Here is a 26176-nt window from a genome sequence, read left to right as displayed (position 1 = left end):
TTCATTTTTCTGGACTTAGTGACCGATTTTTAAGGAAATAGGCCTTGGCAGACCAGTTGCAGGGATTGGTTGGGATCGAAAGGTCGCTGCCGTTTCATTTCCGAAATTCTTCTCTATATATTGTATATGATAGCATCTAATCCTAAATACCCCGGTATACGAATTACCACTAACGGAAACCAGCTCGTCGCATATTACACGGAGGCGAGAATCACAGACGGAGGGATTTTTTACCCGATTACGCCGAGCACAGAGCAAGGCGAAATGTATCAGCAATCCTTTGCGGAAGGAAAACTGAATGTCTTTGGTCGCCAGAAAATTGCGATCGAATGCGAAGGTGAACACGCAGCCCAAGGGGGAGCAATCGCCTACTCCGTCACGGGAAAACGCACGGTCAATTTCACATCTGGGCAAGGTATCGTTTACGGTGTGGAGCAATACTACCATGCTCCGGGCAAACTTTCTACCATGGTATTGGAAGTCGGAGCACGCGCCCTGACCAAGCACGCACTGAATGTGCATTGCGGCCATGATGACATTTATGCCGCGCTAGACACCGGTTGGATCATGCTCTTTGCCAAAGACGCTCAGCAAGCAGCTGATCAGGCACTCATATTGCGCAAGGTGACTGAAAACGCACTGACTCCGGGCATGAATATTCAGGATGGCTTTTTGACAACCCACCTGGAAAGAACCTTTCACATGCATGAATCGGAGCTTCTGCGTGAATACTTGGGCTCTCCAGATGACATCATTGATTGTCCGACCGAGTCTCAGAAGGTCCTTTTTGGCCCGACACGTCGACGCATCCCCAAAGTTATAGACTTAAAGAACCCGGCGCTCATAGGCCCTGTGCAAAATCAGGAGCACTATATGAATGGGGTAGCAGCTCGCAGGAATAACTTCGTAGAACCTATCCTCGACTTCCTACAGGAAGCATACGACGAATTCGGTAAGCTTACAGGGCGCCAATACGGTTTTATCAGCGAATACAATACAGCAAATTCCGATACGGTATTCGTCACACTCGGATCCAGTGCAGAGAACATCGAGGCTGGCATAGATTATATCCGGGAGAATTTTGGAGAAGAGGCTGGAGTTGTTCACGTCAACGTGATCCGCCCTTTCCCGGAAGCAGCCATTGTCCGTGCGTTGGCTGGTAAGAAGGACGTCATCATCATCGAAAGAACAGATGAGCCAATGGCGGGGGACAATCCGCTAGCAAGAGATGTTCGAACAGCACTAACCAAGGCGATCGAGAATCAGAACGGATTTGCCCATGAACATTTGTCAGACATCACCCTGGAAGAAATGCCACGGATCTTCTCAGGTATTTATGGACTCGGGTCACGCGACTTTCGTCCGGAAGATACCTTGGGAGCCTGGCAATATGCCACCGGTAAAATCAAAAGGCAGGATGGAAAACATCGAGACGATGGGGCCTCCTTTTTCACGCTAGGTATCGACCATCCTTATAGAGTGGTATCAAAAGAAACACCTTCACTCCTTCCCGAAGGTTCCATCGCTGTTCGACTTCACTCTATCGGTGGTTGGGGAATGATCACCACCGGTAAAAATCTTTCAGAAATCATTGGTGAAATTGGTGATAAAGTAGCCAAAGAAAGAGGTAAAACCGATGCCCATGGACATCTTGAAGAGCTCATCCACATCTCAGCGAATCCCAAATACGGTTCTGAGAAAAAAGGAGCTCCAACAGAGTTTTTCCTCGTAGCAAGCCCTGAGCGCGCACGCGTCAACTGCGACTTGCGTCATGTAAACGTGGTCCTGTGCTGTGACCCCAAAGCATTCACTCATATTGATCCACTCGATGGTATAGTCGAAGGCGGTATATTTGTTTGGGAATCCAACGAAGATCCGGATACGGCGTGGCAACGAATTCCACCCGCGGCCAGGCAGACGATCATCGAAAAGAAACTTCAGGTATACATTTTGCCAGGTTTTGACATTGCGAAGAAGGCAACGTCTCGCCCCGAGTTACAACTTCGGATGCAAGGAAACTCATTCCTGGGAGCATTTTTCAAACTGTCCACCCTACTGAGTGATCACAATATCTCGGAGGACAATTATCGTGAACTCGTCCGTGCACAATATGTGAAAAAATTCGGCCGCTTTGGTGAATCGGTTATCGACTCCAACATGGAAGTCATGATCCAAGGAGGTGAGCGTTTACAAAAAGTAGAATACGGCGCCACGGATGCTCCGGATCGATCTGCCATGCGTGGTGAATTGCTCCTTCCAAATGTTGATTCAGATGGTGACTGCGGCCCGATGTGTGGCTGTTCGACACCTAAACCTGAAAAGCAGGAAGAACGAATTCCGATGTATAAAACGGAGACTTTCGACAACGAGTACCGTTCTGGCCTCGGATACAACCAACCTGCTTCTCCACTAGCCGCTGTAGGGGTGATGGCTGCCGCATCAGGAGCCACCGCGTCAAAATACGGTGCACGCCGCGAAACGCCCGTTTACTATCCGGAAAATTGCACCCAGTGCATGGCTTGTATTACAGCCTGTCCGGATACGGCACTCCCGACCACGACTCACGAACTTAGTACGATTCTTGAAACAGCGTTTACCAACTACGTTTCCAACGGGGATGACCGAGTGAACATGATCAAAGCAATCCCAACCATCGATTCAGCCGCCCGTGAGGTGATGAATGCGGTCGTGAAGGCGAAGGAAAAGACGCCGCTCCCTTCCGTTGTAATCGACGAGATCAACAAGCTCGACACCATCACGGATCGTTCAAAACAACAATTTGCAGACATCGCTGAAAAGCTTCCACTCGCTTACAATAAAGTGAATGCCATCTTCTCCAATATGGAGCGTCGTTCACCAGGCGATGGAGGTATTTTCTCTATTTTTGTTTCCGACCTTTGCAAAGGTTGCGGCGAGTGTGTCACCGAATGTGGCGACCACGATGCATTGCGAATGGAATCTGATACTGAGGAAAACAATGCGAGGGTCCTTTCCGCTACGGCTTTTCTCGATATTCTTCCTGAGACGAATGAGAAGTATTTAGGGAAATATAACCCGAACGCTCCAGAAGAATCACGCCCTGCGACCCTTCGGAACCTCATGATGATGACAGGAGCCTATAAAGCCCTCGCATCTGGCGACGGCGCTTGTGCTGGTTGCGGAGAAAAGTCTGTGCTTCACGCATTGGCCTCCGTAACAGAAGCCTATATGCGTCCGCTCTATCATGATAAATCTGATCGTTTGATGAATAAATCCTGTCGCCTCGAAAAAGAAGGCGAGGAATTACTCAAACAGCTCAAAGCGACTGATGAAGATGCTTACACATACCTCAAGCGCTCTGTTTCCCATGCAATCATGGGGCTAGGAGGCGATACCGACGCCGACACAGATAAACGTCTAGCCGAGCACGGAGACATTTCCGATAAGCAGACCATCGATGCTCTGGTAGCAGTGATGCGTCAGGATGCATTTAACCATAAGCATATTCAGACCATCGACGGACGAGCTGACAATGGCATGTCGGTCATGGCCATGGGTGCCCATACAGGTTGTAATACAGTTTATGGATCGACCCCACCCAACAACCCGCACCCTTATCCTTGGATGAACTCTCTCTTCCAGGACGGGGCGACGATCTCTTGGTTGATGGGGGAAAGCTTCATTTTGGACAACGCTCGTACCTCAGTCATTCCAGAACGTTTATGTGACCATATCCTGGATGGAGACAATCTCACTGAAGTGGAATATTTCGATTACACCCATTTCAGCGACACCTTGATGACCGATCAGGAAATCAAAGAGATGCCAAAGGTATGGTGCGTCGGAGGTGATGGAGCTATGGGTGACATTGGATATCAAAACGTATCCAAAGTGATCCTACAAAACCGTCCCAACGTAAAGATGCTCATGCTGGACACTCAGGTGTATTCTAATACGGGCGGTCAAAACTCTGATTCATCTCCAATGACGGGGGGCTTCGACATGAACCAAATCGGTGCCGCTTCACAGGGAAAACTGGTTGAGATGAAGAACATCGCTGAATCATTTGTGAGCGGTCATGGATCGCCCTATGTTTCACAAGTGTCTATGGCGGACGTTACGAAACTCTACGGATCCATTCTCGAAGGGCTCGAATATAGAGGAACTTCTTTCCACCTCTGTTATACCACCTGTCAGCCAGAACACGGCGTGGGTGATGATATGGCAACCCGACAGGCCGTAGGCATTCGCGACAGCCGCGGACTACCTGAGTTTGTTTCAAATCCAGATCTGGGGGAAACGTACCAAGAATCCTTTAGCATCAAGGGAAACAAAAATCCCAACCGAGACTGGATGCAGGCGAGCTATGCTTGGAACAAAGAAAAATACAACTTAACCGTTGCCCATTGGTGTGCAACGGAAGGTCGTTTCCGCAGACACATCAAGCGTATCAAAGAAGAACAAGCAGCCGACCTGATTAAGCTAGACAATCTCATCTGGTGCGTTGAGCAAAAGGATGTGGTCAACAAACGCTACCTTAAGAGTGATGCACGCGCCTATGTCCCTGACTATGGCACCTATATCCTAGTTCAGGACCCTAGCGGTAATCCTGTTTACTTATCCTTGTCGCGGCAGATGGTTCTCTTCGTCATTGAGCGTCGAAAAGCATGGCGCATGATGCAATCTCGGGCAGGACAAGAAAACATCGATTATGCCACGCAGAAGGAGATCTTAGCAAAACTCGAGAGTGGCGATATAACCCGTGACGATGTCTGGGAAAAAGGAGCTGAAGCACTCCAGGAAGAAGCAGGCGAACCTGGAGTAGTCGAAAGCTAGAACCAACCCATCAATTATTTCAAAGGCCTCGGTCGTCTAGCGATTGAGGCCTTTTCTATATACGAACCTAGAAACTTCTCCAATGCGCCCAGCTGTTTATTACCGATAACGTGCAAGGTCGTTTTGCAATTGGGTAATCCAGATTTGATGCCTTCTCTGTTTCGCCACATCCAACGCCTGGGTTAGAATTCCTTTTCCGATCTCAGCCCGTTGCGTGCGCTTATAGACATCTGCTAAAAGTCGCACCCCTTGCGGGAAGGAAAGGATGGCAATCAATTGAGGAGGAGCGGGCTGCTCTTCTGGTGGCAATTTAAGAAGAAATTCCAAATGCTTGCGCGCTTCTACTTCCTGTCGCGACTCCAATAGCTTGTTCACCAGCATCAACCGAGCTTCGACATTGGCAGGATCAATCTCAAATATCTGATCGAGAAAATAATGCATTTGTTCTGGGTTACCGCCGGCATCGAACATTCGAGCAGGAATCAAATGCGCTTCAATCAGCACGGAATTCAGAGGAATCTCATACTTTAGATTTTCTTCGGTTCCTTTAGCAGCAACCTCAAAGAAACGCATGGAAGCCTCAGGCTTCTTATCCATGACATATAACTTCCCTACCTGCAGATTCAGATAGGGCTCCGATGGATCGAGCTTCAACCCGTCTTCGAGGAGTTTGATCGCCGACTTTACTAGCTTTTGCTCTAGCAGCAGAGATGACAGTTCAATTCGTGCGCTCAAATAGGTAGGATCAATATCCAACGTGTCCTGAAAAATTTTTGCTGCCGCCTGTTCACGATTCGCTCTACGTAGAAATCGCCCCAGATTCAACCGAGCAACATGAAAAGAACTATCAGCATCCATGGCTTCACGGTAATAATATTCAGCCTGAGTCTTGTTGCCCTGCCCTTCATAGATAGCTCCTAGTCTATTGTTGGCTTTCGCCTGCGTGGAATCTTCCTGAACCGTTCTCTCGTAAGCAGTGATAGCATCTTGGGTACGTCCCAATTGCTCCATTTCCACACCCACTTGATAAAAATATTCAGCACCTCCTCCGGCCTGACGCATCTCAAAGTCTAATTGGGCATTCTGAACCGCAGCCCTATCTTCAGGATTGTGGAGAAGCAATTCGATGAACACTTCGGCCACTTCGTCGGAGGAAGTTTGATCCAAGATGACTCGTTTCGGTGGACTATGTGGATTTCTACTATTTGCGGCTGAGTTATCGAATGTGTACCGAACCAACATCTTCGAGCCGGCTGGGATTACCATGGGCTCCTCAAAACGATAGTCCCTCTGCCATTTCGGATCCCACTCAGGAATCCTTAGCATCCATTGCTGCTGCCCGTTAGGAAGCTCGGCAAGTAGCTCTACATTTTTTGCCAAGGTATGAACACGCGGCAAAATACCAAGAACAGAGACAGCAACGGGAACATTTAGGCTTTGCTCTACAAGATGATTCCTTTCGCCAGCCGGGATATCGATTCCACTGGAACGTAGTAAAAAATAGTCCGTCGGCTTGGTAGGTGCCGCTTCCGAAAAATAAAGTCCGATCCTTGGGTTAATAACTTCCGGTGTTTCTGTAGCTTGCATTCGCAGTTGAACAACCAGATTTGTGTTCGGCTGCAATAGCCACGAGGTACCTTCGTGTGCCTCGTAAGGATTGCGACCTGATGACCAGCCAATAAACTGCCCAGAAGAATTGAGAGTTTTAATCAATCTGCCTCCGGGAAAGCCTGGCCCAGCATCGGTAGCATCCCTGCGACGAGACCCATCCGATTCATCCACTTGGATGATTGCTTGGCGTATCGATGATTGTGCACCCGGTAAGAACTCCACCAATTGCACATGTTTTGGCTCAGTAAGAGGCACTGGAATCACAAAGTTTCTAAATAGTTCGTTTCCATCTTCAGAATGAGTGTAGGACTCCTGAAGCTGTAACACCAAGTCTGGTTCACCCATCGTCCAAGTATCTGAAAACTTAGGTGCCTTGGGGGCTCGTCGCGAACTGCCACGCTTTGCTCCCTGCTCCGCCCACTGACTGATCACACCTATTTCCTCATCGGAAAGTCGACGCTCACCCATTATGCTTGGACCATGAAAAGGTGCAGGCATCCACGGTGGCATAGCCTTGGTTCCAACTGCTTCCACTATCTTTTCTGCACGATCTTTTGAGTCATCGTAGCTTAAGAGCGAGAAAGGAGCCACAGCCTCTTCTCTATGGCAGGTAATGCAATTCTGGTATAGAATGGGAGCAACATGTTCAGACCAAGTGATTGTCTCACCGTGAAGGTCCGCTAAAGTAAATCCAAACGCAAGAACCAGGGCTTGCTTAGGTAATTGTCTTTGTAGATTAAGATTCCACATAAAGCGCTATAACCATACATTTTGAGCAGGAATGCAACGCACTTTCTCCCCAGATAAACAACAATCAATCTCGAGATTGATTGCTATAACCAAGCCAGGAACTGTATGACAGTGTGTAATTATTCTTTTGAGACACATGGCCAGAAAGATTTAATCACCAACCATAATCGAAGCAGCGGGCAATAAACCTAAGATAATAGAAGAGTATATCGGGAATATGAATACCCAAACCTCTTCTGTGAGCATTGCTCGTATGCAAAGCCCCGGCGGCTGGATAGAACCTGGACAAACACCCGAATTTGATGAGTACACAGTCGTTTTAAGAGGCAAGCTTCAGGTTAAAACTCAAATAGACACCTTAGTAATCGAGGCAGGCCAGGCAGTTATTACCTCTGCTGGAGAATGGGTTCTATACAGCACCCCCGAAGAAGAAGGAGCAGAATATATGGCAATTTGTATTCCTGGCTTCACTCCAGACACCGTTCATCGGGATCAAGAGGAAGTCTAACTCCCGCATAAAAGCTTAGTCCTAAAATCTAATATGCGCTTTTGCATCGTAACACCCTTCTTTCCGTCCAGGACAAAATCCGGCGGAGGAGTGGGAATGCATTACTACGACTTAGCCCGCTACCTGGCTCCCTAATGCGAGGAGATTCTCTTGCTGTACGTTGCCGAGGAAGGATTGGACTCCAAAACTGTAAAAACTCTCCCTCCAAATGTGACGGTTCATTACCTGAAGGACAGTTTCGGAAAGATCAAAGGAGACCCCTATTCTCTACCAACAAAAATCAAGAAACGCTTAAGTAGACTCGCACTAAACATACGCGTAGCTCTTAGGATAATGAAGCTAAATAGGGAAAAACCTATCGATGTTCTAGAAACGACAAACTATCTATATTTATGCCTGTCCTATACATTTATTGCAAACCGCAAACCGCTAATCACACGGTTTAGCTCATCTACCGGCCAGCTTAGGCAGTATGGCAATTGGCGCAGTTCTAAAGTCGATCTTATCGAACTACTGGAAATCTGGATGTTTAAACGGAGCAACATTAAGCTCTCTCATACCTACCAACATAGTCATTTGATTGCACATCAGATGAATATTTCTCCTTCCAAAATCAGAATAATCCCCCATGGCACCTCCATCATGGAAGGACAAACGATAGAGCCAACCCAATCATCTGGAGACACTCTAAACATCTTATTTCTAGGCAGACTGGAATCTAGAAAAGGCATCCACACATTTTTGAAAGCAATTCCACTACTCAGAAATAAACATGCGAACCTCCAGTTTAGAATCGCCGGAGAAGATCCCGAAAACGTCTACCAGAATATATTCAATGAAGAGAATCCTTCCAACACAGCAGAAGTCACCTTCCTTGGAGAGATTACTCATGAACAGAAAGTGGAAGAGTACAATAATTGTGATATCTTTGCTGCACCTTCGCTATACGAATCCTTCGGACTCATCTACATAGAGGCGATGAGTTTTGGAAAACCAGTTATTGGCTGTTCTGCCGGTGGAGCGATTGAAGTGATCAAAGACAAAGAAGTTGGATACCTGATAGAACCCGGTTCTGTAGAAGAGTTGTCTGCAGCCATAAACCTTCTAGTATCCAACCATGATTTGAGGGCTAAGATGGGAGAAGCGGCCAAGCAAAGAGTGAAGACTTTATTTACAGCAGACATTATGGCTGAGAATTCACACCGTATGCTTACCGCGATCACATCTGATTGGAATTTCAGATTATAGGATTATGGCGAAAGGATTCGATCAACATCAGCAGCATCTCCAACAACTGTCATTACTTGGCAAGGATTTGACAAGACGATATAAGGCTAGCTGTGAGCTAGGTACCACATCCGGTACCTCCCTTTCAATTTACGAAGTTCCTCCGATATCCAAAGAGCCTCAGATTGATTCAGTGCTCCACCTATGCGAATCATGCTTCTCTCAATTGGATAAACCGAAGCAAATCGATCCGAATCACTGGAGAATTCTATCGGAAACAGTTTGGTCGGAAGTTCCAGCTGTTCAAGTAATGGCCGTGCGTTTGCTAAGACACCTGGCGAACAAGCAAGCTTGGGCGCAAGAAATCCTTGAGGGACTGTATCTGGAAGATGAATTGGAAGCCTGGGTAGATAAGCAGGGCCTACAATAAGGAGACCATGCAGGAACCGCCTAATACAAAACAAATCGCTCTTCAGGATTGGCAGCAAAGGGAAGAGAAATATCACTTACGAATAAGGCCCTGGATGGATGCCTTTCGGCATCGCCGAGAAAGAAGACAAACTCATCCTGTTCACGATTTCCTATTCGAATACTATCAGTTCAATCGAAAGCTCGTCTATAATTGGCATCCAGCCATTGGAGATAAGTTATCAGGTCCAGATGCCAGGAAATTTTTAGAGGATTCACACTTCAGCGAATCAAACTCTGTATTTTTCTTGGATCCGCTTAAGATGACTGATGCCGAATCCCATAGAATGGATTGGGTTTGTAGTCTCATCACTGCGGCAATGAATAATCCAGAACGGACTAACTGCTATGGGCTCCATGAGTGGGCCATGGTATACAAGTCAGACTGTATTCGACATGAAAGTACACCCCTCCGGCTGAAACCGGAACAAATTGAAGCCACTATTGAATCCGCAAATATCTGTTGTACGCACTACGATGCTTTTCGCTTTTTCACACAAAAAGCCAAACCGCTAAACTCGCTACAACCTACTCCAGACGAACGAAGAATTAACGACCAGTTCGGTTGTGTGCATTTCAACATGGACCTATTCAAGTGGTGTTACAAATTGCACCCCTGGATCAGCAGTGAGCTGACTTTAGATTGTTTTCTCCTTGCGGTGGAAGCGAGAGAGTTAGACATGCGAGCGAGTCCGTACGATCTGCAAGCGTTCGGGTATGCTCCCATCCTCATCGAAACGACAGAAGGAAAGCAGCAATACCAGTCCCAACAAAAAGCCATTGCCGCTAAAGGGCGTAAATTGGCAACACACTTCCTGAAAGAATGTTCAGAGCTCACTGGCGAATGTTAGCCAAACCCGCGCTCATTTTGTAAATCCTCCTTTTCTTCCTGCTCGTACTGCTTACACTGACGGTATGAGTAAAAAGATCGTTGTCACGGGAGCCACAAAAGGATTGGGCCGAGCCTTAGTTGAAGGTTTTGTTCGAGGAGGAAATCAAGTTTATGGCTGTGGCCGTTCGAGCTCGGGAGTTCAATACCTCCAAGAAAGTTTTCCTGAGCATATTTTCAATCAAGTGGATGTAACTGACTTCGAGCAGGTTTCTACCTGGGCAGATTCCATCATTAGTCAATTTGGGTCACCCGACCTCCTCATTAATAACGCTGCGCTCATGAATTCAAACGCTGCGCTTTGGGAACTTGAAGTGGAGGAGGTAAAGTCACTCTTTGATGTCAACATCCAGGGAGTTTTCCACTGTATCAAAGCTTTCGTACCCACCATGGTGAAAAACGAAACAGGCATCGTCGTAAACTTGAGCTCGGGCTGGGGACGAAGCACGTCCCCTGAAGTAGCCCCATATTGCGCCTCCAAATGGGCGATGGAAGGATTGAGCAAAGCGATGGCTCAAGAACTTCCGCATGGGATGGCCTGTATTCCTCTGAACCCGGGTATCATTAACACAGACATGCTGAAAAGTTGTTTTGGCCCTGGGGCAGACAGTTATCCAGGCGCTATGGAATGGGCGAAACAAGCAGTTCCCTATATCCTAGCACTTTCCCCCAGGGACAATGGCCAATCGCTCACGGTCCCTTAGTAACAAGGCTCGCCATAGGTTATAACAAAAAAAGGCCCTTCCCGAAGGAAGGACCTTTTTAAAGTGTATTGGTAATATGATTACATCATGCCGCCCATGCCACCCATTCCACCACCATGGTCGTGACCAGCTGGTTCAGGGGTATCTTCTGGGATGTCCGTAATCAAACACTCAGTTGTCAATAGGAGACCGGCAACAGAAGATGCATTCTGCAGAGCCGTGCGAGTAACCTTAGTGGGGTCAACTACACCTGCTTTGATCAGATCTTCGTATTCGTCGGTTGCTACGTTATATCCAAGTGATCCGTCACCTTCGAGTACCTTCTGCACAACAACGGCACCTTCGATGCCAGCGTTAGAGCAAAGTTGTTTCAGAGGTGATTGAACTGCGCGATGAACGATAGAAGCACCGACTGCTTCGTCACCTTCAAGATTGAGGGCATCAATCGCTTTAGAGACGCGAAGGATAGCTACTCCACCACCGGGAACGATACCTTCTTCAACAGCCGCACGGGTTGCGTGCAGGGCGTCTTCTACGCGAGCCTTCTTTTCTTTCATTTCTGGCTCAGTAGCAGCACCAACGTTGATCACAGCAACACCACCAGCCAACTTGGCCAAGCGCTCTTGCAGTTTTTCGCGATCGTAGTCGGAAGTGGTTTCTTCAATTTGACGACGGATTTGCTTTACGCGGCCTTGAATGTCGGCAGCTGATCCACCACCTTCAACAAGAACGGTATTTTCTTTATCAACGGTGATACGCTTGGCAGTTCCAAGATCCTCAACGTCAACATTCTCCAACTTGATTCCAAGATCTTCCGTGATGAGCTTACCACCGGTCAGGATAGCGATGTCTTCGAGGATGGCCTTACGACGCTCACCGAAACCTGGAGCCTTAACGGCACAAACATTCAGGGTTCCACGAATCTTGTTCACTACGAGAGCAGCCAAAGCTTCACCTTCAACATCTTCAGAGATGATGAAGAAAGGTTTACCGGTTTGGGCAACTTTCTGAAGGAGAGGCAGGAGGTCTTGCAGATTAGAAATCTTCTTTTCGTTCAGGAGGATGTAAGCATCTTCGAGAACGGCTTCCATAGACTCAGTGTCAGTAGCGAAGTAAGGGCTCAAGTAACCCTTATCGAACTGCATACCTTCAACAACCTCGAGCGTAGTCTCAATAGACTTTGCTTCTTCAACTGTGATGGTTCCGTCCTTACCTACTTTGTCCATTGCATCGGCAATGATGTCACCGATTTGCGTGTCCCAGTTAGCAGATACAGTAGCAACCTGACGAACTTCTTCGCGGTCTTCAACAGACTTGCTGATGTTGTGGAGCTCGGCAACAGCAGCTTCAACAGCCTTGTCGATTCCACGCTTCAAGTAAACAGGATTAGATCCTGCAGCTACGTTCTTGAGACCTTCGCGATAGATCGCTTCGGCAAGAACAGTTGCGGTTGTGGTTCCATCACCAGCGGCATCGGAAGTCTTAGATGCAACTTCGCGAACCATCTGTGCTCCCATGTTTTCGTAGGGATCAGCCAGTTCGATTTCCTTAGCAACGGTTACACCGTCTTTGGTTACGGTTGGTGAACCGAATTTCTTGTCGATTACGACGTTACGTCCCTTGGGTCCGAGAGTTACTTTGACAGATTTTGCCAAAGCTTCGACGCCACTGAGGATCTTTTTGCGAGCGTTTTCGCTGAAGAGTAATTGTTTAGCCATTTTCTAAGTGTATTAAATTAAAGGGTTCGATTATTCAACGATGCCGAGAATGTCATCTTCATCCACGAGGATGTAGTCGACGTCTCCAACTTTGACTTCAGTTCCACCATATTTGCTGGTGAGAACACGGTCACCAATAGTAACAGCAAACACATGTTCGCTACCGTCGTCTGACTTTTTACCAGTACCGAGTGCTACCACTTCGGCTTCCTGGGGTTTTTCCTTGGCGGAGTCGGGAATGATGATTCCGCCTTTTACTTGCTCATCTTCCTCAACACGTTTGAGGAGAACTCGGTTACCGAGAGGTTTGATCTGACTCATTGCAGTTCTTATATAGGGTTTAGTTAATGTTATTTAATGGATTGAAAATAGAGGCTTTGGATAAGCAATGGGGGTGCCACCACTGCAAGGATATTCTCAAACTACTGGTAAAGAGGGGTTTAATTAATTTATAGCCCCAAAATACACCCGAACCTCTACTATAGATCTGGCGCAATCTGTCACACCTGTGACACACTCCGTATTCCTGGCTTATTCTGTGTCACAATCCACAAAGAGCTTGGATTTTCAATCTACACAGCTCACAAAAACAGAAGATGCCGAAGAAAAAGAAAAAAGTAGATTACGAAGCCCTTAATTCCCGACTCATGCAAATTCCCAAAATGGATATCGCATCGGCACGTGATTTGCTCGACATCGGTTTCAATGATATCTTCGAACTGGAAGGCCGGAGCCCGGAAACGTTGTTTGAAGCGATTAAGAAAATAAAACCCGAGGTAGACCCAAGGCGCTTGTGGTATGTTCGCATGGCTGTCTACTTTGCTGAAAATAAGACAAATCTAGACGGCAAAAAGATGAATCCATGGGCCTGGAGTGAAGACGCCTTAGGCTAACACCTTAACAATGAGATTGGAAATCGAACTCCCTGACCGCGTCCCGGTCATGACCCTGCCAGAAGTGGTTTTTTTTCCAAAGGTCATGATGCCCTTATTTATTTTCGAACCACGGTACCGAACCATGCTGAAGACTAGCCTGGAAGGAAATCGCATGTTCGCGGTTGCGGGTATCGATCCGTCACAGGTTGATAATTTCCCCATTCAAGAGCCAGCTCACTCGGTTGCTACCATCGGACTCATCCGAGGGTGTAAGACTCAGGAAGACGGAACATCTCATCTCATCCTACAGGGACTGAGTCGCATTCGACTGGACGAATTATTTGAAGACAAACCCTACCGTGAGGCAGCCATCACACCTTTAAAATCTTCACAGGAGACCGATGAACTGGAACTCACAGAACTCCGAGATGAGCTCCTGGAGGTAGTGAAAGCGTATGTGGAGGAAGATTCAGAAGTGCCCGGGGAGTTACTTCAGTTTGTCGAAGAAATGAAAGATCCGGAGGATTTTGTGGATCTTGTAGCCTACACCTTTGTACCCGATCCCGTCCTAAAACAGCATGTCCTAGAAACATTAAAGGTAGAGGCGCGCTTCGAAATCTTGATAGAAGCTCTCTCCTGAATTCATAAGAGCCTAAACAAACTCGAGATTACCCTCACCATTGATGCGGCGGTAATAACAACCATGGCGATGCTTCCCTTCAGCATCGCGCGTGTGACAGCTACCGACACCTTTCAGGCGCACCCGGTATAAAATAGAGTTCTGCTCACAATTGACGCGCGTATCCACGAGTTCCAAATAGTCGCCCGAGGTTTTTCCTTTAATCCACAGCTCGTTCCGGGAAGTGCTCCAAAATGTGGCGAGACCTTCCTCCCGGGCTGTCTTTAGAGCGAGTTCATTCACATAGCCAACGATGATAACTTCGCCACTTTCCACATCCTGGGCCACAGCCGGGACTACATCTGCGTCCCCAGACGCAACCTTCCTCAACTTTTTAAAATCGAGGGTCAACTCTGTTCCTTCTTCTAATTCCTTGCTCATAAGACGACGAACCTTGGAGCCCGAGTTGTGCTAAATCAACTGCAATTTACGAGACCGGATTGACGCCACCGCAAATTGCTTTACAAACCGAAAAATTGGAGCAGTTTTGACGTTCTTGGATTTGCCGGGATAGCTCAGTTGGTAGAGCAACGCATTCGTAATGCGTAGGTCGTCGGTTCGACTCCGATTCCCGGCTCCATCCATACCCCTCAATCAGTATTTCTAATCGAGCCGTTTACCATTTGGCTTAGAACTCCCCTCAATTGGACCCAAGCAAGCCGCTCGATAAACTTCTTCCCAAGGATGGGATTCCTATTGACCAGAAATTGGGGCTTCTTCCATCCTGTAGAACTCTTCAGTATTTCTATTTGAACTAGTAATAACTACATAAATACCTCAACGTTATGGATTCCCAGGAAATCAATGTAGTCCTTCACGAGAATCGGACTTTCCCACCCTCAAAAGAATTTCAGGACCAGGCTCATATAGCCGGTATGGACGCCTACAAAGAGCTCCATAAAAAAAGTATTGAGAATCCGGATACCTTTTGGGCTGAAGCAGCAGATGAACTCCACTGGTTCAAGAAATGGGATCGGGTGATGGATGACTCCGACAAGCCTTTCTACAAATGGTTTACCGGTGGCAAGACGAACCTTTGCTACAATTGCGTGGACCGTCACCTGGATGGACCCAACCGAAACAAGGCTGCAATCATCTGGGAAGGCGAGCCTGGCGATAGTCGGGTTCTTACCTACTACGACCTACACCGGGAGATCTGCAAATTTGCCAACGGACTCAAGAGCCTAGGCATTAAAAAAGGCGATCGTATCGCGATCTACCTTCCCATGATTCCTGAACTGGCGATGGCACTGCTTGCCTGTGCAAGAATCGGCGCCGTTCACTCGGTTGTATTCGCTGGTTTTTCAGCAGACTCCATTAAAGACCGCATCCTGGATATGGACGCCAAATGGGTCATCACAGGCGATGGAGCCTGGCGTCGAGGTAAGCCCCTGCACTTGAAACCCATCGTTGATGAGGCCATTGAAGGCCTGGACTGCGTTGAAAAAGTGGTGGTCGTTCAACGTGACGACAACGACACTTTTGATTGCGACATGAAAGAAGATCGCGACATCGATTACCATGAACTGGTAAAGGATCAACCAAAGGAATGCTCAGCCGAGGAACTGGATAGTGAGGACATGTTGTTCCTACTCTATACCAGTGGCACCACAGGAAAGCCCAAGGGCATCATGCACACCCAGGGAGGCTATATGGTCTACACCTACCTGACAGCAAAATACATTTTCGACCTCAAGCCAGAGGACGTATACTTCTGTACCGCTGATATTGGTTGGATCACGGGTCACAGTTACCTGGTCTATGGCCCACTGGCGAATGCCGCCACCTGCGTCATGTATGAAGGAGCACCCAATTATCCAGACAACGGTCGCTTTTGGGCCATTGTCGAAAAGTATGGCGCCACCATTTTTTACACCGCACCTACTGCCATTCGCGCATTCATGAAGTGGGGTGACCAGTGGCCAGAATCCTATGACCTCAGCTCACTTCGCCTCCTGGGCACCGTGGGAGAACCGATCAATCCAGAGGCCTGGATGTGGTATCACGAAAAAATCGGTTCGGAAAAATGTCCGATCGTTGACACCTGGTGGCAGACAGAAACGGGTGGCGTGATGCTAACTCCGTTACCTGGCGTCACCTCGACCAAACCAGGTAGTGCCACTCTGCCATTCTTCGGCGTAGATGCCGCTGTAGTGAATGAAGCAGGCGAAGAAAAACAAGCGGGACTTCTCACCATTCGCAAGCCATGGCCAGCCATCACTCGTGGCGTCTATGGGGATCCCGAGAGATTCAAAGACACTTATTGGTGTAATTGGGACGGCAAATACTACTTTCCAGGTGATGGAGCCAAGATCGACGAAGACGGTTATTTCTGGGTTCTCGGCCGGGTCGATGACGTGGTGAACGTATCAGGCCACCGAATCGGAACCGCTGAGCTTGAATCTGTTTATGTTGAACACCCGACCGTTGCCGAATCGGCGGTCGTGGGAATTAAGCACGAAATCAAAGGACAAGGACTGGCTTCGTTTGTCACTCTTCGAGAAGGCATCGAAGGCAGCGACGAGTTAAAAAAGGAGCTTGATGAACTGGTTGCCAAAAAAATCGGCAAGTTCGCCAAGCCCGAGAAAATCATCTTTACGATCGACCTGCCCAAAACTCGAAGCGGGAAGATCATGCGACGTCTTTTAAGAGATATCGCAGAAGGACGAGCCCTGGGCAATGTAACTACTTTGGCGGATCCAAGCATCGTCGAAAGCCTCAAAGGACAATATTCCGAAGATTAGTTGTGGAACACCTTTGAACCACATTTGTTTTAAAGACGTCGGAACAGAACCGTTCCGGCGTATTTAATCTCGTTAAATTCAGCCAGAATCGTTTTTATGGTCACCTTAAGATAAGCTATGAAGATCTTCTTCCTCACCCTTCTATTGTGTCTCACCTTACCGTTCCTTGCTACCGCCAAGCTGCAATTTGAGCATGAACGTATTGTTCACGAAGCCAACTTGGACGAAACGGAATACACCGCAAAATTTAAATTCACAAATCGCGGCGACAAAGCAATTACCGTGAAGGAGGTGCACTCAAGTTGCGGATGCACAACCGCACTCCCAAGCAAACGGTTATTTGAGCCCGGTGAATCCGGTGAGATATCCGCCACCTTCGATTACGGTCAAAGGGAAGGCAAACAGATCAAATCCATCCGTGTCGAAACTGACCAAGAAGAGGAGTCTCGAATTGTTCTGACTTTGGAAGTCAATATCCCGTCAGTCATGGAAGTCAGCCCAAGTGTGGTCATGTGGAATCGATCTGTGGATTCTGAATTCAAGGCCAAGGAAGTCATTATCGAATCTCATTTAAATGAACCTATCGAAATTACAGAAGTCATCGGGAGTAGTGATCTCTTTGTTCAAGAAGTGAGAGTGATTGAAGAAGGAAAGAAATTTGCGCTGGCAGTTTCGCCGCAGAATATCCCTACAGACAAAAAGGGAATCCTTCGGGGAACGTTCGTGATTAAGACCAATTTCGCGAACCCGGCCAAAGGCACACTAAAAATTTACGCCCTGGTACGATAAGCGTACGCTGAAATTTGAGCAGGTCCGCTATACAAGTACTGATCATTGGCCTGCTAAGTCTAGTAGGGATGGGGGGCACTTGGCTATTCCATCCAGCGCCACCCCCCTGGAATCCCATGACCTTAGCTGAAGGAGAAATCCTGTTGGAGGATGCGCTGGCTATAGAGTCCAGCACGTGGATCGATGCACGAGGACAGATGGCATATGAAGAAGACCATATTCCAAATGCTTTACTATTGAATGAGGATAATTGGGATGAACATTTTGAGCAATTCATCATCACTTGGGACGGCGAAAGCACCCTTATTGTTTATTGCGACAGTCGCACTTGCGCTGCCAGCAAAGGAGTGGCTCAACGTTTAAAGGCCTCTCTCGGGACTGAAGACGTTTGGGTCTTGAAAGGAGGCTGGGAAACTTGGCTGGATCATCGCAAATAAGCCTCTGGATTTATCGAGTCATCCGCCTTGTTCTAGCAGGGTTTTTTATCGTAGCGGGTGGCCTGAAAATATGGGACCCACAATCCCTTACAGCAGCGATTGAGACCTATCAGGTACTTCCGTATAGCTTAGCGGTGCTATTGTCACTTTACATGCCCTGGCTGGAAGTATTGGCCGGGATTGGGGTTTTATTTAAGAAGCTCTATGGTGGCAGCCTTTTGATAATAGGAGGCTTGTTACTGTTGTTTATAATTGCACTGGTGCAAGGCTGGATCCGCGGATTGGATGTTACTTGTGGTTGTTTTGGCAATGCAGACCAAATGAACAAGACCAACTACCCCCTGCTTGTCGGCAGAGACATATTATTATTAGTAGCAACTGGATTACTTTGGATTCGACACTCCTTAAACGATAGACACTGATAAACCGCCAAGTTCACGAGGTGAGTCCCATTCAACCAGGCGAAATTAGTTTAGTTATAAACAGGAATAAGTTCCAAGATGGAAACTCACATGAGCAACAACGGAGATTTGAACTTCAACGACCTCGTGAGTACTTATTATCAACCATTATATCGATTTGCTTATTCTCTAGCGCGTAATGCTGAGGAAGCCGCCGATTTAACTCAGCAGACCTTCCTTATCTGGGCCAAGAAAGGCTCCATGCTAAAGGATAAAACAAAGGTTAAATCCTGGCTGTTTACCACCCTCTACCGGGAATTTCTTGGTCTTCGACGGAAATCATCACGCTTTCCCCATATCAATGCGGAAGCCATTGAGCACGAGCTATCTAGCATTTCCCCTACCGTAGTAATTAAACTGGATTCAAAAAGAGCATTAGAGGCCTTGAATGAAATTGATGAGGCCTTTCGCGCCCCCTTGGTTCTCTTTTACATGAAGGACCTCGCTTACAAAGAGATCGCAGAAATTTTAGATATTCCCATCGGAACTGTGATGTCACGGCTCTCCCGCGGAAAAGCTCAGCTCAAGAAGATCCTCAGCAAAGCTAAATCTCCCATAACTTGATCGCCCCCTCCCCGACCACGTTGACAACATGACTATAGAAGAAGCTAAATTCATACTTCAGACTTATCGGCCAGATATGGATGCCACAGACGTCCCAGGCCTGAAGGAAGCATTACAACTGCTGGAGGAAAGTGCAGAGCTCCAATCTTGGTTTGAGGAAGAGAGAGCCTTTGATGATGCCTTTTCTGCGACTCTATCGAATATCGACATCCCACCCGAACTTGAGTCTCAGATCCTGGCTCAGGTGATTGAGAAGCCAGGAAAGGTAGTGGAATTCCCCTGGTGGAAACAGTTTTCTATATTAGGAGCGGCGGCCTCCATACTGTTGGTTCTGAGCCTGGTATTGGCTCCGATTGGACAACAAACAAGTTATGAAGAGACAGCGATGACCGTGGAAAACTTCCAGTCCTTCGCAAATAATGCTCTCAAAAACGCAAATGGCTTCAACGCCAAGTCTCGGGAATGGGCCACCTTGGTAAGCTATCTAAACGAGCACGATACACCTGCCCCCACCCAGTTGCCAGGTAAGTTGAACGAAATGCCACCGGTAGGCTGCATGACATTGAAATACAATGCAAAGCCGGTCGGAGTCGTTTGTTTTGGGAAGAACAGCAAATCCCATTTATTTGTGATCAATTCTGAGGATTTCCCGGATATGCCTGAGAGGAAAAAGCCGGTATTGGACCAAAATCCTTATTCAACGACGGCCTATTGGACTAAAAATGATCGGCACTACCTTCTGATGTCAACCGAGCCAAAAGAACTGAGTCAGTTTGTTTCTTTTTAGTGAAGCGGTAGGATCTTGCCCCAGGCTTCACAACTGATTGACTGACTTCATATGGGAGAATTATCGATTAGAGATTTGGTCGAAGAAGGGACACTTGACTTCACTTTAGGTGACCTCGACGACGCAAAAGAAAAGCTAGGAAAGGCCGCAGACCAGGATCCTGATTGCTTCGATGCCTGGTTGGCACTGGCTGAAGTATATCTAAGTGAACGGAGTTTGGAAAAAGCGCTCGAATCCGCGGAAAAAGCCCATGCCCTCAACAATGATGAGCTTCACATAAACACCACTTTATCAAGAATTTGGGTGGAATTTGGTGACAAAGAAAAGGCCGAACACTTCGCAGCCCAAGTGAGAATGATCAGTTGGAAAGAGGAATTGAAGAACGATCCGGCTGAAAACTGATCTCCATTTTCTAAAACGATTTGAACGATAAAATTGAACTAAAAAGGTAATTTCACGTCCAATTGAACAAGGAAAACTCTCGTAACCTGTAAATTGACAGCGCACATCAGTCGTTGACAGACTTCTGCTACTTTTAACAATTCCGCCCGATATGGAACAATTTGAATTCATCCTAGACTTTGAAAAACCCCTCAGAGATCTGGAGAAACAGCTACGCGCTTTAGAAACCGTTTCTCGGGAGAACAAGGTGGATGTACAAAGCGAGATCGACTCCATCGTCCAAAAAATCGAACGCACCAAGCGTACGGTCTACCAAAACCTGACTCCGTGGCAAAAAGTTCAAATTGCACGCCACCCCAAGCGTTTATATGCATTAGACTACATTCGTGCGTTCGTTGAAGACTTTCAGGAACTTCACGGAGATCGTCGTTTTAAGGATGATCCTGCTATGATTTGTGGTGCAGGCCGCCTGGAAGGCCGCCCTGTGATGATCATTGCCCAACAAAAGGGACGTAAAACCAAACACAAGATCCTACGAAATTTTGGAATGCCTCATCCTGAAGGCTATCGTAAAGCACTACGGTGTATGGAAATGGCGGAAAAATTTCGAATTCCCATCATTTGCCTGATTGATACTGCAGGAGCTGCTCCCGGAATTGGTTCCGAGGAGCGACATGTAGCCGAAGCCATCGCAGTGAATATTCGCCAGATGAGCCAGCTCGAGGTGCCTATTATTGCGGCTGTATTAGGCGAAGGAGGTTCAGGTGGAGCCTTGGGAATTGGGGTCGCAGATCGAGTTCTGGTATTTGAGAATTCCTACTATGCGACTATTTCGCCAGAAGGTTGCGCAGCCATTCTCTGGAAAGATCGGGCTCATGCTCAAAAGGCAGCCGAAGCCATGAAGCTGGATGCGCAAGAATTGATCAAATTTGGTGTGGCTGACGAAGTTATCGAAGAGCCTCTCGGAGGTACACACCGCGATCCGGACAAGAGCGCAGAAAGCCTCAAAGATATGCTTCTCAAACATCTTCAGGACCTAACGGGCATGGAAACGAACGCTATGCTGGATAAGCGGTATCAAAAATACCGCAATATCGGTATCTTTTTGGAATCTGAGAATTTCGAGAGTTCTTCCAATATCGGCTAGCAGCTAGCCATATTAAGTAAAAACCCGAAACGGAGACCGGGGGATTCCTGAAAATGGCATCGAAAGTGCCAATAATCTGCTCGATCGTTGAAGTTCTGTAAATCTTTCGTTTGCATGTTCCCCGTAACCATATGCACATTATGAAAAGACCAATACTTATACTAGTAGCGTTTTTTTGTGTGCCAATTCAACTGTTACTAGCGCCAGAAGGAGTGTTCAACTGAAACAGCTCTCCCGGATGTTTCGTCCCACTCTAATAAAACACCTGACAAACGAACATCCTCCTCAGCCACTGGAAAGCGACGAGGGATCCCATCCAAGAGGCGCCCGATCACTGAATCGATATCTCGACCAATGACTCCGCGGTAAGGGCCTGACATACCAAGATCAGAAATATAGGCTGTGCCGCCCGGAAGCACTTCGGCATCCGCGGTGGGCACGTGGGTGTGAGTTCCAAAGACCATCGCAGCTCTTCCATCCAAATGCCAACCCAGGGCAATTTTTTCAGAGGTCGCCTCGGCATGAATCTCTACCAAGACCAAATCAGTATCCGACTCCAGCTCTTTGAGCAATCGATCAGCTGTTCGAAAAGGGCAATCCACCTTGGGACCCATGAAATTGCGTCCCAAGACTGTGAATACACCCATGCGCTTGGATCCTGCCTCTAAGATGAGTCGATCCCTTCCGGGAACTCCATCCGGAAAATTAGCCGGACGGCAAATCGTTTCCAAGTTATCAATCTCACCCAAAAAAATCTTCTGATCCCAAGTATGATCTCCAAGAGTCAGCCCATCTACACCCCCTTCGCACAAATGCCCAACTATCTTTCCGGTAATACCTGCCCCCGCAGCCGCATTTTCGCCGTTGGCGATCACCAAATCAATCCCCAGATCTTTCCGCATCTCGGGTAGGCGCTGAAGGAGGAGATTTCGGCCGGGGCGCCCAACAATGTCCCCAAGTACAAGGATTTTGATCATATGCGCCTGATCTTAGGTGTTTCTTTCAGCATAAGAAAAGGAATTTGATCGAAATTCCGGTGAAAACCCCGGACCAATGGCCCGACGAGATATTTGTGAAGTTCAACGCTATTGGGTTGCACGGATGCCTAGTAACCCTAGTTTCATCTGGAATTTTTTTCCTAAACGGGGCTAACTTACGCTTAATACCATGAGTACCGAAACAAAGAACCCATCCACAACTTCCGAGAAAACGCGTTCCTTAATTGGAGCTGACCTAGTGGTCGAAGCTCTTATCCGTGAAGGCGTGGAGCATGTGTTTGCCTATCCCGGCGGTGCATCGATGGAGATGCATCAGTCCCTCGTTAAGAGAAAATCCGAAGTGCAGACCATCCTTCCTCGATTCGAGCAAGGCGGAGGATTTATGGCTGCTGGCTATGCACGAGCTACCGGAAAAGCCGGAGTTTGCATGGCAACCAGTGGTCCTGGTGCGACCAACCTTGTTACCTGTATTGCAGACTGCTACATGGACAGTGTTCCCTTGATCGCCATTACCGGTCAAGTTCCACAGCATTTGATAGGAAAAAGCGCTTTCCAGGAAACTGATATCTATGGAATGACCCTGTCTGCCGTAAAGCACAGTTACCTGGTACTCGATCCCATGGACATTCCCAAGGTCGTAAAAGAGGCATTTCACATTGCAACCACTGGCAGACCCGGTCCGGTTCTCATCGATATCCCAAAAGATGTTCAACAAACATTTGCCGCACCGGAGTTTCCAGAAACCATTGAGCTACCAGGCTACAAACCCATAAAGCGGGCCACCGATGAGGAACTCATAGAGGTGATCGATTTGATTGCTGAGTCTCGTCAACCGGTGCTCTACGTTGGCGGAGGTGTCATTTCTTCAAATGCAGCTGGAGACCTTCAGGATTTTGTTAGGAAGACAGGCGTTCCCGTAACCACTACTCTTATGGGGGTGGGTGCATTTCCTGAAACAGACTCACTTTCCATGAAATGGCTGGGTATGCACGGAACGGCTACGGGTAATTATGCGGTTGCCGATTCGGATGTACTTCTAGCCTTTGGAGCACGATTCGACGATCGTGTTACAGGCAACGTTCGCAAGTTTGCTGAAAAAGCCCAAATTGTTCATATCGACATTGATCGCTCCGAACACCACAAAAACAAGGTCGTTCAGTATCCCATTCAGTCGGACATCAAATATGCACTCAGCCGTATGGTGGAACTGATGGAGGAACGAAACTTTCAGGCACCAGATCTTACTGCTTGGCACAAGCAAGTCGCAGCCTGGAAAGAAGAGTTTCCTTTCTCCTACGAAGATAGTCCCCATATTCTCCCCCAAGAGGCAGTCAAAGTTCTCTACGAATTGACGGACGGTGAGGCCATCATCACCACAGGTGTGGGACAACACCAGATGTGGGCTCCTCAGCATTATAATTTCAAACACGCGCGAAGTTTTTTAAGCTCGCTAGGGCTTGGTACGATGGGCTTTGGCTACCCCGCCGCATTGGGAGCGAAAGTCGCTTGCCCAGACCGGGAAGTGATCGACATCGATGGTGATGGCTCATTCCTGATGAATGTCCAAGAGCTTGCCACAGCCAAAGTGGACGGCATTAACGCCAAAGCCGTGATCCTGAATAACCAACATTTAGGCATGGTGGTTCAATGGGAAGATCGCTTCTACGAAGGCACCCGCGCACAAACTATTCTAGGTGATCCGGATAACATTGGTAGTCCTGAGAATATGGATGCGATCTATCCCGATTATGTAAAGATTGCTGAAGGCTTTGAGGTTAATGCTCGCAGAGTTTACAAAAAGGAAGATCTCAAAGACGCCATTCAAGAGATGCTGGATCATGACGGACCCTACCTTCTTGATATCATTGTCCCATACGATGAGCACGTATTACCCATGATTCCATCGGGTAAGACCGTGGAAGATATCATTCTTACACCCGACCAACAAGTGAAGTTGGAAAAAGGAAGCGGACTCTAGTCCACCTTCCTGGCGTAAAACGGGGATCCTCATTATACGTTTGACCAGGGAAGAATACCATTGCTTAATATTTTGATTAATCAAAATGAAAACTTTCATTACTCTAATTAGCTTAATTGCTACGATTTCTGTTTCAGCAAAATTAAAGGTGGTGACCACTACCACCATGATAACCGATCTGGTCCAAGAGGTAGGCGGTGAAAGAATCGAGGTAACAGGATTGATGGGGCCAGGGGTTGATCCTCATCTTTACAAAGCAACCGCTGGAGACGTCCGCAGTCTGCAAAAGTGCGAACTTGTTTTCTATAACGGACTCTACTTGGAAGGCCGTATTGGCGACGTTCTCGTCAAACTAGCTCGAAAGGGGAAAAAAGTTTACGCAGTCACAGAGGAAATTGAAGAAGGTCGATTATTGGAACCACCTGAATTCGCCGGTCACTACGATCCGCATATATGGTTTGACCCGACTCTATGGATGGAAGCAGTGGGTGTCGTCGTTGAAGGTCTAAGTGTATCCGATCCCTCGAATGCATCCTTTTACAAGGAGCAAGGAACTCGAGTAATGGCTGAGTACGAAGCGCTTCACGACTGGGCTAAGTCTTCCATTGGACAAATCGAACCCAAACACCGTATTTTAATTACTAGCCATGATGCCTTTAACTATTTTGGCCGGGCCTACGGCTTTAAAGTGGTGGGCGTACAGGGAATCTCGACTGTCACCGAAGCAGGACTTGCCGATATCGCCAAAATGGTGGATTTCATAAAAGACAATGGAGTTCGGGCCATCTTTGTAGAATCATCCGTTTCTCCAGCAGCCATTGAGCGTATTAGTAAAGATGCTGGAATAGGTATCGGCGGTGAACTTTTCTCCGATGCGATGGGAGTTCCTGGAGAATCAGAGACACGTCAAGGTGACACTTACGATTTGGGAACATACGAAGGAATGTTGAAACATAATGTCTATCGTATTGTCGAGGCACTGAAGTAGAACTAAGAATCTACCATTTCAGTTTTTATTATTATGCTAAAAACCCAAATAGGGTTTTTCGTGGTGACACTCCCTCCTCATTAACCATGCTGATTTGAATAGAAGGCTTCTCGCCTCCACTTGCTAACTCATGCTTCAACGGATCAAAAATTTCTTTGCCAAAGAATTAAATGGCGCCGAGGGCGATATGCTCCCACTCGAGGAAAATGCGGAGCACCCTATGCCTCAAGATGGACCTTGGATTGGCGTAGATCTGGATGGCACCCTGGCAAAACATGATCTTTGGATCAGCAAACACCACATAGGTAAGCCCATTCCACAAATGCTCAACCGAGTAAAAATGTGGGTAGACCGCGGAATCCGAGTGAAAATCGTCACAGCCAGAGCCTGTGAGGCCGATGGAATTCCACCGGTACAATCCTGGTTGAAAAAACAGGGATTGCCAGACCTGGAGGTCACCAACGAGAAGGATTTCGCTATGATCGAGTTGTGGGACGATCGTGCCATTCAGGTGATCCCCAATACAGGTAGACCCGTAATGAATGGCAGTATCACTACTCGTCCTAAAGCCCCCATTGGGGATATTGAATAGGCTCTCAACGCTAGATAAGTAGAAATGCCTTAACAAGCAAAGGCT

The 26176-nt window shown here is 47.5% G+C and carries 23 protein-coding genes, 1 tRNA gene and 1 pseudogene; 20 read left to right on the top strand and 5 right to left on the bottom strand.

Annotated features, from left to right (window positions below; genetic code table 11):
* Positions 1-126 precede the first annotated feature (126 nt).
* The gene (locus tag GA003_03430) at positions 127-4815 is read left to right on the top strand and encodes a 2-oxoacid:acceptor oxidoreductase family protein (protein QXD29040.1); all 4689 of its coding nucleotides are present in this window, start codon (positions 127-129) and stop codon (positions 4813-4815) included.
* Between the two features lie 99 nt (positions 4816-4914).
* On the opposite strand, the gene GA003_03425 is transcribed toward GA003_03430, so the two are convergent.
* Positions 4915-7176 (bottom strand): tetratricopeptide repeat protein, encoded by a 2262-nt coding sequence (locus tag GA003_03425; protein QXD29039.1) that lies wholly within the window; start codon positions 7174-7176, stop codon positions 4915-4917.
* Between the two features lie 136 nt (positions 7177-7312).
* Here GA003_03425 and GA003_03420 point away from each other — a divergent pair.
* From GA003_03420 to GA003_03400, 5 genes and pseudogenes are all read left to right on the top strand, one after another.
* A pseudogene (locus tag GA003_03420) lies at positions 7313-7684 on the top strand (cupin).
* A gap of 333 nt (positions 7685-8017) precedes the next feature.
* A complete protein-coding gene (locus GA003_03415) occupies positions 8018-8932 on the top strand; it encodes a glycosyltransferase family 4 protein (protein QXD29038.1) in 915 nt (304 codons plus the stop codon).
* Between the two features lie 4 nt (positions 8933-8936).
* Positions 8937-9341, top strand: a complete 405-nt coding sequence (locus tag GA003_03410) for a phnA protein (GenBank protein QXD29037.1) — start codon at positions 8937-8939, stop codon at positions 9339-9341.
* A 7-nt stretch (positions 9342-9348) separates the two neighbouring features.
* Positions 9349-10230 (top strand): 3-methyladenine DNA glycosylase, encoded by an 882-nt coding sequence (locus tag GA003_03405; GenBank protein ID QXD29036.1) that lies wholly within the window; start codon positions 9349-9351, stop codon positions 10228-10230.
* A 64-nt stretch (positions 10231-10294) separates the two neighbouring features.
* Positions 10295-10972, top strand: a complete 678-nt coding sequence (locus GA003_03400; protein QXD29035.1) for an SDR family oxidoreductase — start codon at positions 10295-10297, stop codon at positions 10970-10972.
* 80 nt (positions 10973-11052) lie between these two features.
* Here GA003_03400 and groL read toward each other — a convergent pair whose 3' ends face one another.
* Positions 11053-12690, bottom strand: coding sequence for a chaperonin GroEL (gene groL / locus GA003_03395; protein QXD29034.1), 1638 nt, complete (start codon positions 12688-12690; stop codon positions 11053-11055).
* Between the two features lie 30 nt (positions 12691-12720).
* On the bottom strand, positions 12721-13011 hold the full coding sequence (locus GA003_03390; GenBank protein ID QXD29033.1) for a co-chaperone GroES: 291 nt from the start codon (positions 13009-13011) through the stop codon (positions 12721-12723).
* A 275-nt stretch (positions 13012-13286) separates the two neighbouring features.
* Here GA003_03390 and GA003_03385 point away from each other — a divergent pair, with 275 nt between their 5' ends.
* Entirely contained in the window at positions 13287-13583 is a 297-nt protein-coding gene (locus GA003_03385) for a hypothetical protein (GenBank protein QXD29032.1), read from the top strand.
* 10 nt (positions 13584-13593) lie between these two features.
* Positions 13594-14205, top strand: a complete 612-nt coding sequence (locus GA003_03380; protein ID QXD29031.1) for an LON peptidase substrate-binding domain-containing protein — start codon at positions 13594-13596, stop codon at positions 14203-14205.
* A gap of 12 nt (positions 14206-14217) precedes the next feature.
* Here GA003_03380 and GA003_03375 read toward each other — a convergent pair whose 3' ends face one another.
* Positions 14218-14625, bottom strand: coding sequence for a phosphoribosyl-AMP cyclohydrolase (locus GA003_03375; protein QXD29030.1), 408 nt, complete (start codon positions 14623-14625; stop codon positions 14218-14220).
* Between the two features lie 123 nt (positions 14626-14748).
* Here GA003_03375 and GA003_03370 point away from each other — a divergent pair.
* From GA003_03370 to GA003_03330, 9 genes are all read left to right on the top strand, one after another.
* Positions 14749-14824 (top strand) — tRNA-Thr (locus tag GA003_03370).
* A gap of 205 nt (positions 14825-15029) precedes the next feature.
* Positions 15030-16988 carry an acetate--CoA ligase gene (acs, locus tag GA003_03365; protein QXD29029.1) on the top strand — a complete coding sequence of 653 codons (1959 nt, stop codon included), beginning with the start codon at positions 15030-15032 and terminating at the stop codon, positions 16986-16988.
* A gap of 117 nt (positions 16989-17105) precedes the next feature.
* Entirely contained in the window at positions 17106-17777 is a 672-nt protein-coding gene (locus GA003_03360) for a DUF1573 domain-containing protein (GenBank protein QXD29028.1), read from the top strand.
* 116 nt (positions 17778-17893) lie between these two features.
* Positions 17894-18214, top strand: coding sequence for a rhodanese-like domain-containing protein (locus GA003_03355; GenBank protein ID QXD29027.1), 321 nt, complete (start codon positions 17894-17896; stop codon positions 18212-18214).
* Positions 18193-18636 (top strand): methylamine utilization protein MauE, encoded by a 444-nt coding sequence (locus GA003_03350; GenBank protein QXD29026.1) that lies wholly within the window; start codon positions 18193-18195, stop codon positions 18634-18636. Before GA003_03355 ends, GA003_03350 begins: the two co-directional genes overlap by 22 nt.
* 90 nt (positions 18637-18726) lie before the next feature.
* Positions 18727-19239 (top strand): RNA polymerase sigma factor, encoded by a 513-nt coding sequence (locus tag GA003_03345; protein ID QXD29025.1) that lies wholly within the window; start codon positions 18727-18729, stop codon positions 19237-19239.
* A gap of 28 nt (positions 19240-19267) precedes the next feature.
* Positions 19268-20026: a hypothetical protein gene (locus GA003_03340; GenBank protein ID QXD29024.1), complete on the top strand. Its 759-nt coding sequence runs from the start codon at positions 19268-19270 to the stop codon at positions 20024-20026.
* A gap of 51 nt (positions 20027-20077) precedes the next feature.
* Positions 20078-20428, top strand: a complete 351-nt coding sequence (locus tag GA003_03335) for a tetratricopeptide repeat protein (protein QXD29023.1) — start codon at positions 20078-20080, stop codon at positions 20426-20428.
* Positions 20429-20579: 151 nt separating this feature from the next.
* The gene (locus GA003_03330) at positions 20580-21575 is read left to right on the top strand and encodes an acetyl-CoA carboxylase carboxyltransferase subunit alpha (GenBank protein ID QXD29022.1); all 996 of its coding nucleotides are present in this window, start codon (positions 20580-20582) and stop codon (positions 21573-21575) included.
* Between the two features lie 197 nt (positions 21576-21772).
* On the opposite strand, the gene GA003_03325 is transcribed toward GA003_03330, so the two are convergent.
* Positions 21773-22552: a TIGR00282 family metallophosphoesterase gene (locus tag GA003_03325; protein QXD29021.1), complete on the bottom strand. Its 780-nt coding sequence runs from the start codon at positions 22550-22552 to the stop codon at positions 21773-21775.
* Between the two features lie 190 nt (positions 22553-22742).
* On the opposite strand from GA003_03325, the gene ilvB reads away from it, so the two are divergent.
* From ilvB to GA003_03310, 3 genes are all read left to right on the top strand, one after another.
* Entirely contained in the window at positions 22743-24551 is a 1809-nt protein-coding gene (gene ilvB, locus GA003_03320; protein ID QXD29020.1) for a biosynthetic-type acetolactate synthase large subunit, read from the top strand.
* A gap of 85 nt (positions 24552-24636) precedes the next feature.
* The gene (locus tag GA003_03315; GenBank protein ID QXD29019.1) at positions 24637-25539 is read left to right on the top strand and encodes a zinc ABC transporter substrate-binding protein; all 903 of its coding nucleotides are present in this window, start codon (positions 24637-24639) and stop codon (positions 25537-25539) included.
* Between the two features lie 220 nt (positions 25540-25759).
* Positions 25760-26131 carry a hypothetical protein gene (locus GA003_03310; protein ID QXD30328.1) on the top strand — a complete coding sequence of 124 codons (372 nt, stop codon included), beginning with the start codon at positions 25760-25762 and terminating at the stop codon, positions 26129-26131.
* Positions 26132-26176 lie beyond the last annotated feature (45 nt).

Source organism: Opitutia bacterium ISCC 52, assembly GCA_014529675.2.
Classification (GTDB): domain Bacteria; phylum Verrucomicrobiota; class Verrucomicrobiia; order Opitutales; family UBA2995; genus UBA2995.
This window is presented reverse-complemented; position numbering and strand designations above follow the sequence as displayed.